Raw genomic sequence first — 16,388 nt, 5'->3', positions numbered from 1 at the left:
CAGGACACGATCCTGGTGGCGGCAGACTGATGAGCGCGCAGCCCGCCCGCATGGAAGAGATCGGCAGCGCCGCAGGCCGGGAGCTCAACACGCAGGGACTTCACGCCGACGCCCGGCGTGAATCACTACGGCTGCTGGCGCTGTTGTCGCCAAGCCTGCTTCTGGTCTTCGCCATCATCATCGTGCCGATCGGCTGGCTGTTCTGGCTGTCGCTGTTCGACGAAGCGGGCGGCTTCAGCGCCGCCAATTATGCGCGATTCTTCGAGCAGGCCTCCTACATCAAGACCTTCATCACCACCTTCAAGGTCGCCTTCATCGTCACCGGCGCCTGCGTGCTGCTCGGCTATCCCTTGGCCTACATGCTGTCGCAACTGTCGCGGCGGGCGGCGTCGATCTGCCTGATCTTCGTCATCCTGCCGTTCTGGACATCGGTTCTGGTGCGCACCTATGCCTGGCTGGTGATCCTGCAGCGCAAGGGACTGATCAACAGCTGGCTGATCGATCTCGGAATCATCAGCCAGCCGCTATCGCTCGCCAACAATTTTTCCGGCGTCGTCATCGGCATGACGCATATCTTGCTGCCGTTCCTGGTGCTGCCGCTCTACGCTTCGATGAAGACCATCGACACCGACTGCCTGCGCGCCGGCATGAATCTCGGCGCCGGCCCGACTGCCACCTTCCGGCAGATCTTCTTTCCGCTGTCGCTGCCAGGCCTCGCCTCGGGCGTGGTCATCGTCTTCGTGCTCTGCCTGGGCTTCTTCGTCACGCCGGCTTTGATGGGCGGCGGCAAGGTCATCATGTGGGCGATGCGCATGGAACAGACCACCAGCCTCTATTCAAACTGGGGCGCGGGTGCAGCACTGGGCGTGGTGCTGCTGGTGGTGACGCTGGCGCTTCTCGGCCTGTTCCAGTGGCTGCTCGGCGCGCGTGCCACCGGCGTGTGGAGTTCGAGATGAGTAGGGATCTCGGCCTGCCTATCTCGCACCGGCAACGCCTATGGCTCTATTGCTTCGGCGGCCTCGTGCTGCTGTTCCTGATCGCACCGTCGATCATCATCGTCATCATGTCGTTTTCCGATTCGACGCTGCTGCAATTCCCGCCGCAGCAATGGTCGCTGCGCTGGTACCAGGCCTATTTCGGGTCGCTGGAGTGGCGCGATGCCACGATCGTCTCGGTCAAGGTGGCTGTCATGACCGTGCTGGTGGCGACGCCGCTCGGCACCGCGGCCGCCTATGCCATCAACCGGGGCACGCTGCGCTTCAACGGCACCATCAACGCGCTGCTGACGGCGTCGCTCATCGTCCCTGTGATCCTGATCGGCATCGGCACCTTCTTTCTCTATGCGCGCATCGGCCTCAACAACACGCTGACCGGCCTGGTCATCGCGCATACGGTGCAGGCGCTGCCGTTGGTGGTGCTGACCGTGCTGTCGGGATTGCGCTCCTACGACATGAACCAGGAGCGCGTGGCGCGCAGCCTTGGCGCCGGCCGCGTCGCCGCCTTCTGGCAGGTGACGATGCCGCAGATCCGCTTCTCGATTGTCTCGGGCGCGCTGTTTGCCTTCATCACCTCCTTCGACGAAGTGGTGGTTTCGCTGTTCATATCGGGCGGCGAGACGACGACATTGACGCGCCGCATGTTCAATGCGCTGCGCGACCAGATCGACCCGACGATCGCCGCCATCTCGACCTGCCTGATCGTTCTGTCGGTCGTGCTGTTGTCGGTTGCGCAGATCTTCGGCCGGCGGCATTGATTTCACCAGATCAATTCGCAGAAGTGACCAATTTGCAGAAGTGACTAGGGGATATCCAGACAGAATGCGTGATTTCCAGTTTCCCGGCCGCTCGCCGGTTCGTGCCACCGAGGCGGTTGCCGCGACCTCGCATCCGCTTGCAACGCTTGCGGCCATCGACATGCTGCGCTCCGGCGGCAATGCCATGGACGCCGCGGTCTGCGCCGCCGCCGTGCAGGGTGTGGTCGAGCCGCAATCGACGGGCATCGGTGGCGACTGCTTCGTGCTTTATTCTCCCGGAGGACAAGGCAATGTGCTGGCCTTCAATGGCTCCGGCCGGGCGCCGGCCAGGGCGACGGTCGGCTGGTATCTCGAAAAAGGCTTCGACCGCATCCCGCTGCAGGGTCCGCATGCGGTCACCGTACCGGGCGCCGTCGACGCCTGGAGCCGCCTGCTCGAAGACCATGGCCGCAAGGGCCTTGCCGAGGCGCTGGCGCCGGCCATTCACTATGCCGAGAACGGCTATGTCGTGCACGACCGCGTCGCCTTCGACTGGGCCGAGCCGGAGACCGACCTGTCGGCCGACGAGCATGCCGCGCGCATCTTCCTGCCCGGCGGCAGGGCGCCGAAGGCGGGTGACGTCCATCGGCAGCCGGAACTGGCGGCGACCTTGCGCATCATCGCCAAACACGGCCGGTCCGGTTTCTACGAAGGCGCGGTCGCCGACGATATGGTGAGCCGGCTCAACGAATTGGGCGGACTTCATACGGCCGAGGATTTTGCCGCGACCAGAGGCGACTATGTGGCGCCGGTCAGCACCTCCTATGGCGGCCATGAGATCCACCAGATGCCGCCGAACAATCAGGGGCTGACGGCGCTTTTGATGCTCAATTTGCTGTCGGGCTTCGAGCTTGGCGGGCTCGACCCCAACGGCGCCGAACGCCTGCATCTGGAGATCGAGGCCGGGCGCCTGGCTTACCGCGACCGCGACCGCTATGTCGGCGACCAGGACCATGTCCCGGTGCCCCTGAAGCAGCTCCTGTCCGGCGCCTATGCCGACCGGCTACGCGCCGAGATCGACCGCGACCGCGCCATGACGCATCTGCCGCGCGTCGAGCTGCCCGGCAGCGACACGGTCTATATCTCCATCGTCGACCGCGACCGTAACGCGGTCTCCTTCATCAACTCGACCTATTATTCGTTCGGCAGTGGCGTCGTCGGCCCGAAGACCGGTATCGTGCTGCAGAACCGTGGTTCGAGCTTCCGCCTCGACCCGGCGCATCCGAACGCGATCGCGCCGGGCAAGCGGCCGATGCACACGATCATGCCGGGCATGGCGACGAAGAACGGCCGCGTGGTGATGCCGTTCGGCGTCATGGGCGGCGGTTACCAGCCGTTTGGCCATGTCCACCTGCTCACCAACATGATCGATTTCGGCATGGACCCGCAGCAGGCACTGGATGCGCCGAGGGTGTTTTACAACGATGACACAGTGGAAGCCGAGCGTGGCGTTCCCACTGATGCAACCGAGGGCCTGCGCCGGCGCGGCCACCGCATCGCCGAACCGCATCATCCGCTTGGCGGCGGGCAAGTGGTGCTGATCGACTGGGAGAAGGGGACGCTGACCGGCGCTTCCGATCCGCGCAAGGATGGTTTGGCGCTTGGCTATTGAGGCGATCCGTTGTCCAATGGCGCCCATATCGAGGCAAGCCCGTCAGAAGGGCTCTCGCCAGTAATCGTTCGAAATCCAGCCGGTGATCATGACCCAAACTGAAACCCACGCAGATCTCTCCCGCCGTCTGGCCGCCGGCGCCGACGACGCCCCCGCCATTCTGGCGCTCGATAGGGCAACGCTCAGCCATGGCGGATTGCGCAGCATGATCGCCGACACGGCAAAACAGCTGCATGCGCGCGGCATCGGCCGCGGCGACAGGGTAGCGATCGTGCTGCCGAACGGGCCCGAGATGGCCACCGCCTTCGTCGCCGTGGCGGCCGCCGCCTCGACGGCGCCGCTCAACCCCGCCTACCGGGCCGACGAGCTCGATTTCTACCTGACCGACATCGGCGCCAAGGCGATCCTTGTCGCGGAGGGTGAGACCGGCCCCGCGGTGACGGTGGCCGAGCGCCTCGGCATCGGCGTGCTGCGGCTTGTCGTGCAGCCCGGCACACCCGCCGGCAGTTTTGCTATCGAGGGCGCGGCGATCGGACCGAAGGCCCCGCCCGACATGGCGCAAGACAGCGACATTGCGCTGCTGCTGCATACCTCCGGCACGACATCGCGTCCAAAACTGGTGCCGCTCAGCCATGCCAACATCGCGGCCTCGGCAGCTCATATCGGCGGCACCCTTGGCCTGACGGCCGATGACCGTTGCCTCAATATCATGCCGCTGTTCCACATTCACGGCCTGATCGCGGCCGTGCTGTCGTCGCTGGCTGCCGGCGGCAGCATCTACTGCACGCCGGGTTTCAACGCGCTGCGCTTCTTCCAGTGGCTGAGCGAGGCGCAGCCGAGCTGGTACACGGCGGTGCCGACCATGCATCAGGCGATCCTGGCCCGCGCGGCACGCAACACCGAGGCGCTGGCGGCGGCGCGCCTGCGCTTCATCCGCTCGTCCTCGGCGTCGCTGCCGGCGCAGGTCATGACCGAGCTGGAAGCGACCTTCGGCTGCCCAGTGATCGAATCCTACGGGATGACCGAGGCGGCTCACCAGATGGCCTCGAACCGGCTGCCGCCGGGCCAGCGCAAGCCCGGCAGCGTTGGTGCCTCCGCCGGGCCGGAGGTGGCTGTGATGGCGCCCGACGGGCGGCTGCTCGATGCAGGCGAGACCGGCGAGATCGTCATCCGCGGGCCCAATGTCACGACGGGCTACGAAAAGAACCCGGATGCCAACGCCACGGCTTTCGCGCATGGCTGGTTCCACACCGGCGACCAGGGCGTGCTGGACGGGGATGGCTATCTCAGGGTCACCGGTCGGCTCAAGGAGATCATCAATCGCGGCGGCGAAAAGATCTCGCCACTCGAGGTCGACGATGTGCTGATGGACCATCCGGCGGTGGCGCAGGTCGTCACCTTCGCCATGCCGCATGACAAGCTTGGCGAGGAGGTGGCGGCGGCGGTTGTGCTGCGCGAAGGCATCAGCGCCACTGAGGGCGACATCCGCACCTATGCCGCGACGCGGCTTGCCGACTTCAAAGTGCCGCGCAAGATCCTGATCCTGGACGAGATCCCCAAGGGCGCGACCGGCAAATTGCAGCGCATCGGCCTTGCCGCCAAACTCGGGCTTTGACGATGAAGATCACCATCTTCGGCGCCGGTGCGATCGGCGGCTATCTCGCTGCCAAGCTTGCCGCCGCCGGCCGCACCGATCTCTCGATCGTCGCGCGCGGCGCCCATCTGGAAGCGATCAAGGCAGATGGCCTGCGCCTGATCGAGGATGGCCAGGAGACGTCCGTCCCCGTCCGGGCCGCCGCCAAGGCCGAGGAACTTGGCGTGCAGGATTATGTCGTGCTGGCGCTGAAGGCCCATTCCCTCACCCCGGCGCTCGACCAGATCGCACCGCTGCTTGGGGACCACACATCAGTCGTCACCATGCAGAACGGCGTGCCGTGGTGGTATTTCCACGGCGTCGGCGGGCCACTCGAAGGCACCAGGCTGAACGCGGTCGATCCCGGCGGCGCGATCTGGCAGCGGATTGGACCGGACCGCGTCATCGGCTCGGTCGTCTATCCCGCGGTCGAGGTAGATGCGCCGGGGCTCATCCGCCATGTCGAGGGCAAACGCTTCTCGCTCGGCGAACCCTCGGGCGAGCGCAGCGAACGGGTCACGCTTCTGGCCGAGGAGATGGTCAAGGGCGGCTTGCAGGCGCCGGTGCGCGAAGACATCCGCAGCGAGATCTGGGTAAAACTGTGGGGCAATCTCTCCTTCAACCCGATCTCGGCGCTGACCGGCAGCACGCTTGCCGCGATCGTTGCCGACGAGGGCACCCGCACGCTCGCCCGCACCATGATGCTGGAGGCGCAGGCGATCGGCGAAAGCCTCGGCGTGCGTTTTCCCATCGCGGTCGACCGGCGCATCAAGGGCGCCGGCGATGTCGGCGAGCACAAGACCTCGATGCTGCAGGACCTGGAGCGTGGCCGGCCGATGGAGATCGACGCGCTGGTGAGCGCGGTACAGGAACTTGGCAGGCTAACGGACAAGCCGACCCCGACCATCGATGCCGTGCTGGCGCTGGTGCGGCGGCTGGCGGTGGAACGCGGGTGTTATGGATAATGGGCTCGGGGTTGATCAGCACCGTGGCGAGGGCGCGACGATCCAGGCCTTGAAGCGCCTTGGCCTCATCTCCCAGCTTGACCAGGGTTAGCAGCATGCTGAACGCCATTCACCACGTCGCGCTCATCTGCACCGACTACGACCGGTCGCGACGGTTCTACGTCGAACTCCTCGGCCTCGATCTGATCCGGGAGGTTTATCGGGAGGAGCGGCAGTCATGGAAGGCGGATCTGCGGATCGGGTCGGCCCAAATGGAATTGTTCTCCTTCCCTGCACCGGCGATGCGGCCGTCCCACCCAGAGGCTACAGGCCTGAGACATCTGGCATTCGCGGTGGCTCATCTTGATCCCGTGATTATCCGCCTGGAAGCCGCAGGCGTTGCCGTCGAGCCAATCCGGATCGATCCATACACAGACCAACGGTTTACCTTTTTCAGGGACCCGGATGGATTGCCGCTGGAACTCTACGAAGCCCCATAAGGACGGTTCGATTTCACGATGGGCGCTTTGTACTGACGGTCTCGGTATCGGCGGACCGCGAATCTGTGCTAAGCGCCGCCCAACCAACCAAAGGACGACACCAATGAGCGAACTGACCGTGGCCGAGGCGACCGAGAGCATCTATGCCTCGCTCCGGGCGGACAATGCCGACATCGACACACATATCGCGGCGCTTAAGGCGGCGCTGACGCGAGAGGGGATCAAACAGGCGGTGTTCGATCCGACCAAGCTGGCGCAGAACAACCGCTCGGGCCGCAAGTTGATGCAGGCTTATTTTCGGCAACGCGGCGTGAGCGTGACGTTTTCGGACCAATAGAACCGCGCACGGGCGATCTCAACCGCGCCGTTTCTCGATTCGGTCCGTCGCCATCTGGACGTCGGGACTGCGCTGTATGTTTGCCGCAACGATGTTGATTGCGGCTACCCAAAGCATACATCTGAATGCGGTCGCGTGTTGCGCTTTAAGCGGACATCGGGTCCGCAGTGTGGCCGGGCAACTTGCCCCGACACCGTAGTCTCACCGCCCGAAACTTCCGAGCGTGGCCAGCTGCTTATTGTCCCGTGTCTTGTCGGAATCTTCGATCGCCTCAACCGACTGGATGTATTTGGCAATATACTCCGGTGACAGTCCGTGTTCTCTGCCACCTGCAAGGACAAAGTCCTTATACCAGCTATAAGGTTTGAGGCTGTCGTCGATGTAGTCGGAAGTGGCGAGATATGTAAGGACCTTTCGCCTACGACCTTTGTCATTAATGACCGTGACCGTCGCGTGCTCGTAGCCAATTCCGACGCCTTCGGCCTTGTCTAGCTCAGCACGTTCGGCAGGGTCGAAGCTGAACAGAACCCCGATCACGCTATTCTCGTTGCCAGTGGCCAATGCGTTGCACTTCGCGGACTTGTCGACGCTACGCTTATGAAAACGGAGTTCATGACCCGGCAAGGTGGCGATGCCGAGTGGCTTGCAGCTCGGCATGCGTTCGCGCAGCCGGGCGGTCGACATGTTTGACCCGTAGGCAAAATAGACGACGTGTTCGGGGGGGCCGGTCTCTATGTTCCTCAGCGGTTCGATCGTCCCGGCTTCAGGATCGTTCGTAACGGTACCGTCATTATGCTGCACTCGTCGGTTTCTTCGCCTTCGCGTGTGATGATTGGCCGTCCGTCCTCGAGATCAAGGATTGGAACTGGCCTGCCTGCCCATCCGCAGTCGGCGCAGCGCGGTCGTTCCCAAAGTATACCGGGTGCCTCATTATTTCCGCCATGCTCGGGTTCGAGATGCGGCGAACCGCAGTTCGGGCACTCCGGAGGCACCCCGCGCAACTCGCGAATGATTAGTGATGTCGCCATGCCGATGGCGTGTTGGATCAACGATTGCGCCATCTCGGCATCAATCCAAGTGGCCGACTTTGAATGCGTCAGCCAGTTTGAAAACGTCCATGCGGACTCAAGCGCACTCTTGAGGGTCCCGCGACGCTCTTTGTTGGTGTCGCCCGGCAGAAGATCGTTGCAGATGATCTCCGTCCAAACGCGGAAGTTCGCACGTTGTGGCGGCGTGCCTGTCCATATTGCCGCGTCCTGCGCGACACTGATCAGTTCGAGAAGCGCCTCCCGGCAGCGGACGCCTACAGCTTGATAGTCCGCGAGATTATGCGCTTGCGTCACAGCGGTGCCGGATTCTTCCATCTTCTCGAAGACGGGACCGAACGGGAGTATGCGTAGATCTCCCTCCTGTTGTTTTTCCGTACGCGGAATGCGGAGCATCAGGCCAATATGGAAGGTGAGAGCAAGGTCCATATTTGGGAACTGCTCCTGAGAGTAGAGGTTTGTGCCGCCCGTGATGACCCACCAGCGATCCTTGTTGGTATGGATATCCCACACATCGTGGCGAGTGTTCAGGACAGATTCCGAGTAGACCTTTTGCATAAAGGTCACTTCGAGGTCGGGCGCCTGCCATTCAAAGTATTCCTGGACCTCCTCGATCTCCTCTTCGGTAGCCTTCAACATGATTGTCTCCCGCGAACGCCTGTCATACAGCGCTGCAAAGGGTTTGCGACAGCCTCAACAATAGTCCGATGTCACTGAGCTTTCAAAATCCAGCGCTGCAACGCGGGATATCCGCATTGGGCCAATTTGAGACGTTAGTCCACCGAATTCAGCGGCCGCTGTCACTTGTCGGATGCCGGAACCTGCCGGTCCGTTACCGGCCCATCATGTCGGAGAGGTTTTGGAGCTCGGCCAACCAATGATCCACTCAACTCCTCCATCGGCTGCCGAGTGCATAGGCGATTCATTCCACCAAAATCATAAATCGCGACACTTCTGGCCGTCACTTCGACCGACTCAATAACAGCGATCTGCCGCCGCAAGGGCTTCGGCACGGTGAGCTTGGTCCAGTGCGCCAATCCGTCGGACCGACGCATAGAACCTGACATAGTCGCCCGAGCACAGATCGAACAGGCGGAGAAACGCGGTCACCCGATCGCTATAGACGGAAGTCGCGGCGAGCTTTGCATTGTTGATCGGGGAAGCGAACCAGGCATCGTATCCCCGGTATCGGCCCCAGCGCCTGTCGCGCATGTGTCGGTAGCGCATCCGCAGCCGTTCGATCGCGGCCGTCTTCGCGGCCAGTTTTTGCTCCGAGGTTCCGGCGTTGGAATAGACTTTCGCCAACTCGTCCCGTGTTTGCGACACCAGCGCAAGAAATTCAGCTTTGCGCCTCCGGGCGGCTTCGTAACGGCGCAATGCTGCGGTATCGCCAGCCGCGCGCAGCCATTTTTTCACGCCGGTCGTTTCGACGGCGACAGCGAACGACTCGTTGAATGCGGAATCGTCGTGCACGTAGACGCGCTGGTGGGCCAATTCATGGAACACCAGCCCTGCAAGATAGGTTTTATCCTCGCTGAACATCGTGCTCAGCAGCGGGTCACTCGACCAGCCAAGCGTGGAATATGCGGTGATGCCCGTCACATAGACATCCATGCCCTGTCCTTGAAGTTCGGCAGCGGTTTCAATTGCGGACTTCCTGGAGAAATATCCCCGGTAGGGCACGCAGCCGAAAACGGGAAAACACCATGTTCGCGGCGTCAGCGAGAATGCCGGCGCGGCGAAGACGGCCCATGTCACCGAGTCCCGACCGATATCGACATAGCTGCGGTAGCTGTTGTTGTCGGGCAGCGCCAGTTCATCCGTTGCGAACTGTCGTATGGCGCTCGCCGATGCCATTCGAGCGCGCAATGCCTTCGGCGTCGAAGGGTCCTCGATCAGTTTTCCGACATCCTGGCGCGCCGTCATGATCCGCAGATGACCCTGCACGGATTGCGCATAATATGAAACACTGGTGCAGCCGGTCACACCGGACACCACGATCATAACGGCAACCAATCGAAAGAATGCGCGCATCACGATTTGCCCACAGCAGTGCTCCCGTACCGATCGGGCGATTGTCGCGATTGCCCCAGGTCCCAAGCAGCCGCATCGATTTGATCGAGGTCTATAGCTTTCTAAAGAATCCGGACAGGATATTCGGACCCACTTCCCCAGGGCGCAGTCTGATCCCGTCCTCGAAGCAGTTCAGCGTCATGCATTCGAAGCCGCTGTGTGCGAGGAGTGCCACCAGCGAGTCACGATCGAAGTGGTGGAGGTGCTCGTCGGGAAGACGCATACGCCACGTCCGGAACCAGGCGTCGCCGTCGGCGCCGAGCTCGCGCCAGCGGCAATAAGGGACGGCGACGGCCAGGTAGCGGGCCTTAAGCCGGGCGAGGAAACCCAGATCCGGGATATGCTCAAGCACATCGAACATGGCGACGAGATCCCACGAGCTGGAGAGCGCCTCATCCCAATCGACGAAGCGGACGCCCTTGGGCAGCGGAAACCTGGTTATGTCGCAGCCGGCGCAGTCGGCGACCCCGGTTATTTTCGCGGCTTCGATGAATGTGCCGGTGCCATATCCAATCTCCAGCACGGACCGGGGAATCTCGCCAGTGATCCCCAGCACCCAGCCGAGTCGCTGATATCCGAGCTTGATGGTCCGGTCACTCAGGTCCTCGTAATAGGAAATATACTGCTTGTCATACTTGATCGGTTTGGAGTCGACCTGGTGGATCACGCCAAACCCGTCCACCGCGTAGTTGTCCAACATTGGCGTGCGGCCCCCAGATTCCGGTGCTCAGTCCTTGCCCGCCCGCTTGAAAATCCGCGCATAAAATTCGCCGACGATGCCGCGCCGGAAGATCAGCACGCACACCATGAAGATGAGGCCGGTGGCGATGGTCACCGGAAAGCCGGAAGTGGCAAGCGTGTTTTCCAGGCCAATGACAAGGCTGGCGCCGATGATCGGCCCGACCATGGTGCCGATGCCGCCGAGAAGCGTCATCAGGATCACCTCGCCCGACATCTGCCAGGTGACGTCGGTGAGCGTGGCGAACTGGAAAACGATCGCCTTGAGCGAGCCGGCCAGCCCGGCCAGGGCCGCCGACATGACGAAGGCGCCCAGCTTGTAGTTGGCGACGGAATAGCCCAGCGAAATGGCGCGGTTCTCGTTCTCGCGGATCGAGCGCAGGATCATGCCGAACGGCGAGTTGACGATGCGCCAGATGGCGAAGACGCCGATCAGGAACACCGCCAGCACGAAGTAATACATGTTCAGCGAGACGTTCAGGTCGAGGACGCCAAGCAGCATGCCGCGCGGCACGCCCTGAATGCCGTCCTCGCCTTGCGTGAAGGGCGACTGCACACAGAAGAAGAAGAACATCTGCGACAGCGCCAGCGTGATCATGGCGAAATAGATGCCTTGCCGGCGAATTGCGAAAAAGCCCATGACAAGGCCGAGCAAGGCCGCACCCGCCATGCCGAGCAGAATGCCGGCTTCCGGCGGCCAGCCCCAGACCTTGACGGCATGCGCAGTGAAGTAGGCGGCCCCGCCGAAGAAGGTGGCGTGGCCGAACGATAAGAGCCCGGTATAGCCGAGCAGAAGATTGAACGCGCAGGCAAACAGCGCGAAACACAGCATCTTCATCAGGAAGATCGGATAGATCAGGAAAGGCGCTACCAGCAGCGCCAGGATGCCGAGCCCGACCAGCATCCATTCCAGCCGTGCCGAGGTTTTGGCCGATGCCTCGCGAAGCGTCAGTTCGGTCATGTCAGATGTCCCTTCCGACATGTCAAGCGTCCCTTCCGAACAGGCCAGCCGGCCGGACCAGAAGCACGATGGCCATGATGACGAAGACCACGAGATTGGAGGCCTCGGGGTAGAAGACCTTGGTCAGGCCCTCGGCGAGGCCAAGCATGTAGCCGGTGACGATCGCACCGAGGATCGATCCCATGCCGCCGACCACCACCACCGCGAAGACGACGATGATGAGGTCCGATCCCATAAGCGGGCTCACCTGATAAATCGGTGCTGCTAGAATGCCGGCAAGCCCGGCCAGCGCGGAGCCAAGGCCGTAGGTGAGGGTCAGCAGCAACGGCACGTTGACGCCGAAAGCCTGGACGAGACGGGGATTCTCGGTTGCCGCGCGCAGATAGGATCCAAGCCTGGTCTTCTCGATCAGCGCCCAGGTGCCGAAGCAGACGATCAGCGAGGCGACCACGACCCAGCCGCGATAGTTGGGCAGGAACATGAAGCCGAGATTGGTGCCGCCGGCAAGCAGCGGCGGCACGGCGTAAGGGTTTCCCGAGACGCCGTAATAATAGCGGAAGATGCCTTCGAGCACGAGCGCGAGGCCGAAGGTGAAGAGCAGCCCGTAGAGCGGATCGAGATCGTACAGCCTCGACAGCGCCAGGCGCTCGACCACGACGCCGAAGACGCCAACGATCAGCGGCACAAGGATCAAAGCGGGCCAATAGCCGATGCCGAGATGGGTGAGAAGCAGGTAGCCGACGAAGGCGCCGAACATATACTGGGCGCCATGGGCGAAATTGATGACGCGCAGCAAGCCGAATATGACGGCCAGGCCCAGGCTCAGCATGGCGTAGAACGAGCCGTTGATCAGGCCGACCAGCAACTGGCCGAGGAAGGCCTGAACCGGGATTCCGAAGATCATCGTCATGGCGCCATCATACACCCAGGACTTCGTGGAGCTGCGCCATGCGGTCCGGCAGTTCGCCGACTGGAAACCCCGCCACCACCTTGCCGTGCTCCATCAGGTAGAAACGGTCGGCGACGCGACTGGCGAAGCGGAAGTTCTGCTCGACCAGCAGGATCGTCATGCCGCGCTTTTTCAACGTCGCCAGCAACGCGCCGATGCGCTGCACGATGACGGGAGCGAGCCCCTCCGTCGGTTCGTCGAGAAGCAGCATCTTCACGCCGGTTCGCAGCATGCGCGCGATCGCCAGCATCTGCTGTTCGCCGCCCGACAGCCTGGTGCCGGGACTGTTGCGCCGCTCCTTCAGATTGGGGAACAGATCGAATATCTCCTCGACGCTCATGCCGCCCTGCGCGACGACCGGCGGCAGAATCAGATTCTCGTCCACGGTCAGCGTTGCGAAGATGCCGCGCTCCTCCGGCACGAAGCCGATGCCTTGATGGGCGGTGCGGTGCAGCGGCAGCCGCATCAGGTCCTTGCCGTCGAAGGCGATCCGGCCGGTCCGCTTGCGGATCAACCCCATGATGGCGCGCAGCGTCGTCGTCTTGCCGACGCCATTGCGGCCGAGCAGCGTGACCGTCTCGCCGGCAAACACTTCCAGATCGACACCGTGCAGCGCATGGCCCTCGCCATACCAGGCGTTGAGGCCGGTGACGGCAAGCAGAGGTGCGGCACTAGTCATCGGCGGTGCCCATATAGGCGATCTTGACGCGCTCGTCGCGGCTAACGGTGGCGTAGTCGCCAGCGGCCAGCACCTCGCCGCGCTGCATGACCGTTATCCAGTCGCAAAGGTCGGCCACCACGGTCAGATTGTGCTCGACCATCAGCACGGCGCGATCCCTGGCAACCGAACGGATGAGGCTGGAAACCGTGGCCACGTCCTCATGCCCCATGCCGGCCATCGGCTCGTCCAGCAGCAGCACTTTCGGATCGAGCGCGAGCGTCGTGGCGATCTCCAGCACGCGTTTCCTGCCATAGGAAAGATCGCCGGCGAGCCTGTTCCTGGCGTCGTCGAGACCAACCGAGCGCAGCAATTCCTCGGCGCGCGGGGTCAGCCGGTCGAGCGCCGCGAGCGAGCGCCAGAATTGAACGGCAAGACCACCCGGCCGCTGCAGCGCGACGCGGACATTGTCGAGCACGCTGAGGTGCGGAAAAATCGCCGATATCTGGAACGAGCGCACCAGCCCCATCCGCGCAACCCTGGCCGGCGAGGTGCGGGTGATGTCGTGGCCAAGCAGCTCGATCCTGCCGCTGGTCGGCGCCAGGAACTTGGTGAGCAGGTTGAAGACGGTCGTCTTGCCGGCGCCGTTGGGTCCGATCAGGGCATGGATGTTGCCATGGCGGACATCGAGATCGACGTTTTTGACGGCGATGAAGCCGGCAAAGTCGCGTCGCAACCCGCGGGCGGAAAGCACAACCCGCGGCTCGTTCGCGTCCAGGTCAGTCGGCGCCATCGGCCGCGCCGATCACTGGCCGGCCGTCGGACAGCCGCTTTCCTTCTCGCTGAGGAAGGCCTCGTTGCCTGGAATGGTGGCGAGATATTTGTAGTAGTCCCAATCCTCGGTGCTCTCGGCTGGCGACTTGACCTGGTAGAGGTACATGTCGTGGACCATGTTGCCGTCCGCCTGCACCTTGCCGTTGGTTATCACCGCGTCGTCCACAGGCATCGAATGCAGCTGCTTGGCGACGGCTTCGGTCTCGTCCGTGCCGGCCTTGTCGATCGCCTTCAAATACTGTGTCACCGCCGAATAGGTCGCGGCCTGGATCATGTTCGGCATGCGGTTGGTGCGCTTGAAGAAGCGCTGCCCGAATTCGCGGCTCTTGTCGTCGCGATCCCAGTAATAGCCTTCGGTCAACACGACGCCCTGCGCCGCTTGAAGGCCAAGCCCATGCACCTCGGCCAGCGTGAACAGGAGTGCGGCAAGACGCTGACCGCCCTGCACGATGCCGAATTCGGCCGCCTGCTTGATGGAGTTGGAGGTATCGAGGCCGGCATTGGCCAGGCCGATGACCTTGGCGCCCGACGATTGCGCCTGCAGCAGGAAGGACGAATAATCGGTCGATCCCAGGGGATAACGCACCTCGCCCAGCACCTTGCCGCCATGGCTTTCGACGAACTTGGTGGTCTGATCCTTCAGCGAGTAGCCGAATGCATAGTCGACGGTGACGAAGAACCAGCTGTCGCCGCCCTGCTGCACGAGAGAGCCGCCGGTACCCACCGCCTGCGAGTGAGTGTCATAGGCCCAGTGGAAGCCGTAGGGCGAGCACTGTTTGCCGGTCAGCTCCGTGGTTGCCGCGCCGGTGACGATGTCGATCTTCTTCTTTTCCTTGGAAATCCCCTGGACGGCGAGCGCTACCGAAGAGGTCGTCAGTTCCATGATGGCATCGACTTGCTCGGTGTCGTACCACTGCCGGGCGATGTTGGAGGCGATATCCGGCTTGTTCTGGTGGTCGGCGCTGATGATTTCTATCGGCGCTCCCTGCACCTTGCCGCCGAAATCCTCGACGGCCATCTTGGCCGCCTCGACCGACCACTTGCCGCCGAAGTCGGCGTAGACGCCCGATTGGTCGTTGAGGATGCCGATCTTGACCTTGCCGTCGGAAATTTCGGCGGCCGAAGCGGGGATCGCGGATGCGGCGAGAAGTGCCGCGGAAACGAAAAGGCTTACCTTCATGGTTGACTTCCTCCCATAGCGATGAATCCGACCGACCCTCCTATGATCGATCATCGCAATGGTATTGAACATGAGGAAGATAGGGACAGAGGGCAAGAGGCCGTTAGGGATTTAGTGTTCGAAGCGATACGGTTTGGCGGCGGAACGCGAGCCTTGGGCGAGAGATAGAGACACAAACATGTGAACCGCCCGGCGGCAGTGCCGGCTCAGTCCTCGGCGGCGACGAGATGGCCGTTGCCGACATCCCTCAGCGCCAGTTTCAGCGGCGCCTCGCCGATCCTGCGGGTGGCGCTCGGGATTTCCTGGTCGAGGCGCGCGAAGCGGCTTCTGCGCCGCGCGGGATCGGGCACGGGCACGGCTTCGATCAGGCGCCTGGTGTAGGGATGGCGCGGGTTGGAAAAGACCTGGTCGCGGGTGCCCATCTCGACGATCTGGCCGAGATACATGACGGCGACGCGGTCGGAGATGTTCTCGACCACCGCCATGTCATGCGAGATGAAGAGATAGGCGACGCCGAATTCGCGCTGCAACTCCTTCAACAGATCGAGCACGCGCGCCTGCACCGAGACGTCGAGCGCCGAGACGCTTTCGTCGGCGATGATCAGCTTCGGCCGCAGTGCAAGCGCGCGGGCAATGCAGACGCGCTGGCGCTGGCCGCCGGAGAATTCATGCGGATAGAGTTCCATCTGATCGGGCGACAGGCCGACGCGCTCGAACAGCGCCGCGACACGCTCGCTGCGCTCTTCCTTCGAGGCGATGCCGTGGATCAGCAGCGGCTCGGCGACGAGGTCGCCGACACGCATGCGTGGGTCCAACGAGGCATAGGGGTCCTGGAAAATCATCTGCACGTCGCGGCGCACCGCCTTGCGCTCGTCGCGGCCGAGGCCGGACAGATTGCGGCCGCCAATGGCGATGTCGCCGCTGTAGGGCACCAGTCCGGCCAGCGCCTTGGCGGTGGTCGACTTGCCACAACCGGATTCGCCGACCAGCGCCAGCGTCTCGTTGGGCGCGATCGAGAAGCTGACGCCTTCGACGGCGTGGACGCGACGAGTGACCCGGCCGAAGAAGCCGCCATGCAGGTCGAAACGGACATGCAGGTCCTTGACGTCAGCGACATTGGCCGGCGTTGCC

Annotated in this window: 17 protein-coding genes; 7 read left to right on the top strand and 10 right to left on the bottom strand. The window is 63.0% G+C overall.

The window, feature by feature from the left end; all coding sequences use genetic code 11:
• The first annotated feature begins 29 nt into the window (after positions 1-29).
• From EN925_RS03290 to EN925_RS03260, 7 genes are all read left to right on the top strand, one after another.
• Positions 30-956: an ABC transporter permease gene (locus EN925_RS03290; protein ID WP_128336339.1), complete on the top strand. Its 927-nt coding sequence runs from the start codon at positions 30-32 to the stop codon at positions 954-956.
• Complete coding sequence (locus tag EN925_RS03285) at positions 953-1,753, top strand: ABC transporter permease (RefSeq protein ID WP_127369843.1); 801 nt, start codon at positions 953-955, stop codon at positions 1,751-1,753. The genes EN925_RS03290 and EN925_RS03285 overlap by 4 nt, the downstream gene beginning before the upstream one ends.
• A 64-nt stretch (positions 1,754-1,817) precedes the next feature.
• Positions 1,818-3,404 (top strand): gamma-glutamyltransferase, encoded by a 1,587-nt coding sequence (gene ggt / locus EN925_RS03280; protein ID WP_013528519.1) that lies wholly within the window; start codon positions 1,818-1,820, stop codon positions 3,402-3,404.
• An 88-nt stretch (positions 3,405-3,492) separates the two neighbouring features.
• Positions 3,493-5,019, top strand: a complete 1,527-nt coding sequence (locus tag EN925_RS03275) for an acyl--CoA ligase (RefSeq protein WP_013528520.1) — start codon at positions 3,493-3,495, stop codon at positions 5,017-5,019.
• 2 nt (positions 5,020-5,021) lie between these two features.
• Positions 5,022-6,002, top strand: a complete 981-nt coding sequence (locus EN925_RS03270) for a 2-dehydropantoate 2-reductase (RefSeq protein WP_013528521.1) — start codon at positions 5,022-5,024, stop codon at positions 6,000-6,002.
• Between the two features lie 95 nt (positions 6,003-6,097).
• Positions 6,098-6,481, top strand: a complete 384-nt coding sequence (locus EN925_RS03265) for a VOC family protein (protein ID WP_127369107.1) — start codon at positions 6,098-6,100, stop codon at positions 6,479-6,481.
• Positions 6,482-6,584: 103 nt separating this feature from the next.
• On the top strand, positions 6,585-6,818 hold the full coding sequence (locus EN925_RS03260) for a hypothetical protein (protein ID WP_024502111.1): 234 nt from the start codon (positions 6,585-6,587) through the stop codon (positions 6,816-6,818).
• 201 nt (positions 6,819-7,019) lie between these two features.
• On the opposite strand, the gene EN925_RS40540 is transcribed toward EN925_RS03260, so the two are convergent.
• From EN925_RS40540 to EN925_RS03215, 10 genes are all read right to left on the bottom strand, one after another.
• Positions 7,020-7,502 carry a gamma-glutamylcyclotransferase family protein gene (locus EN925_RS40540; RefSeq protein WP_245460980.1) on the bottom strand — a complete coding sequence of 161 codons (483 nt, stop codon included), beginning with the start codon at positions 7,500-7,502 and terminating at the stop codon, positions 7,020-7,022.
• A gap of 56 nt (positions 7,503-7,558) precedes the next feature.
• Positions 7,559-8,503, bottom strand: a complete 945-nt coding sequence (locus EN925_RS40535; RefSeq protein ID WP_245465104.1) for a hypothetical protein — start codon at positions 8,501-8,503, stop codon at positions 7,559-7,561.
• A 336-nt stretch (positions 8,504-8,839) separates the two neighbouring features.
• Positions 8,840-9,898, bottom strand: a complete 1,059-nt coding sequence (locus EN925_RS03250) for an aminopeptidase (protein WP_127369108.1) — start codon at positions 9,896-9,898, stop codon at positions 8,840-8,842.
• Between the two features lie 91 nt (positions 9,899-9,989).
• Entirely contained in the window at positions 9,990-10,637 is a 648-nt protein-coding gene (locus tag EN925_RS03245) for a class I SAM-dependent methyltransferase (protein WP_024502114.1), read from the bottom strand.
• 27 nt (positions 10,638-10,664) lie between these two features.
• Positions 10,665-11,636 carry a branched-chain amino acid ABC transporter permease gene (locus tag EN925_RS03240; protein WP_024502115.1) on the bottom strand — a complete coding sequence of 324 codons (972 nt, stop codon included), beginning with the start codon at positions 11,634-11,636 and terminating at the stop codon, positions 10,665-10,667.
• Positions 11,637-11,658: 22 nt separating this feature from the next.
• Entirely contained in the window at positions 11,659-12,546 is an 888-nt protein-coding gene (locus tag EN925_RS03235) for a branched-chain amino acid ABC transporter permease (RefSeq protein ID WP_024502116.1), read from the bottom strand.
• Between the two features lie 7 nt (positions 12,547-12,553).
• Positions 12,554-13,264 (bottom strand): ABC transporter ATP-binding protein, encoded by a 711-nt coding sequence (locus EN925_RS03230; RefSeq protein ID WP_127369551.1) that lies wholly within the window; start codon positions 13,262-13,264, stop codon positions 12,554-12,556.
• Positions 13,257-14,036 carry an ABC transporter ATP-binding protein gene (locus tag EN925_RS03225; RefSeq protein WP_013528529.1) on the bottom strand — a complete coding sequence of 260 codons (780 nt, stop codon included), beginning with the start codon at positions 14,034-14,036 and terminating at the stop codon, positions 13,257-13,259. Before EN925_RS03225 ends, EN925_RS03230 begins: the two co-directional genes overlap by 8 nt.
• Positions 14,037-14,048: 12 nt before the next feature.
• Positions 14,049-15,257, bottom strand: coding sequence for an ABC transporter substrate-binding protein (locus tag EN925_RS03220; protein WP_127369553.1), 1,209 nt, complete (start codon positions 15,255-15,257; stop codon positions 14,049-14,051).
• Between the two features lie 206 nt (positions 15,258-15,463).
• Positions 15,464-16,388: oligopeptide/dipeptide ABC transporter ATP-binding protein (locus EN925_RS03215; protein ID WP_164894119.1), on the bottom strand; the 925-nt coding region annotated here is incomplete at its 5' end.

Source organism: Mesorhizobium sp. M7A.F.Ca.US.006.04.2.1 (assembly GCF_004022915.1).
Lineage (GTDB): Bacteria > Pseudomonadota > Alphaproteobacteria > Rhizobiales > Rhizobiaceae > Mesorhizobium > Mesorhizobium ciceri.
The sequence above is the reverse complement of the archived record's forward strand: the minus strand, read 5'-3'. Positions and strand labels throughout refer to the sequence as shown.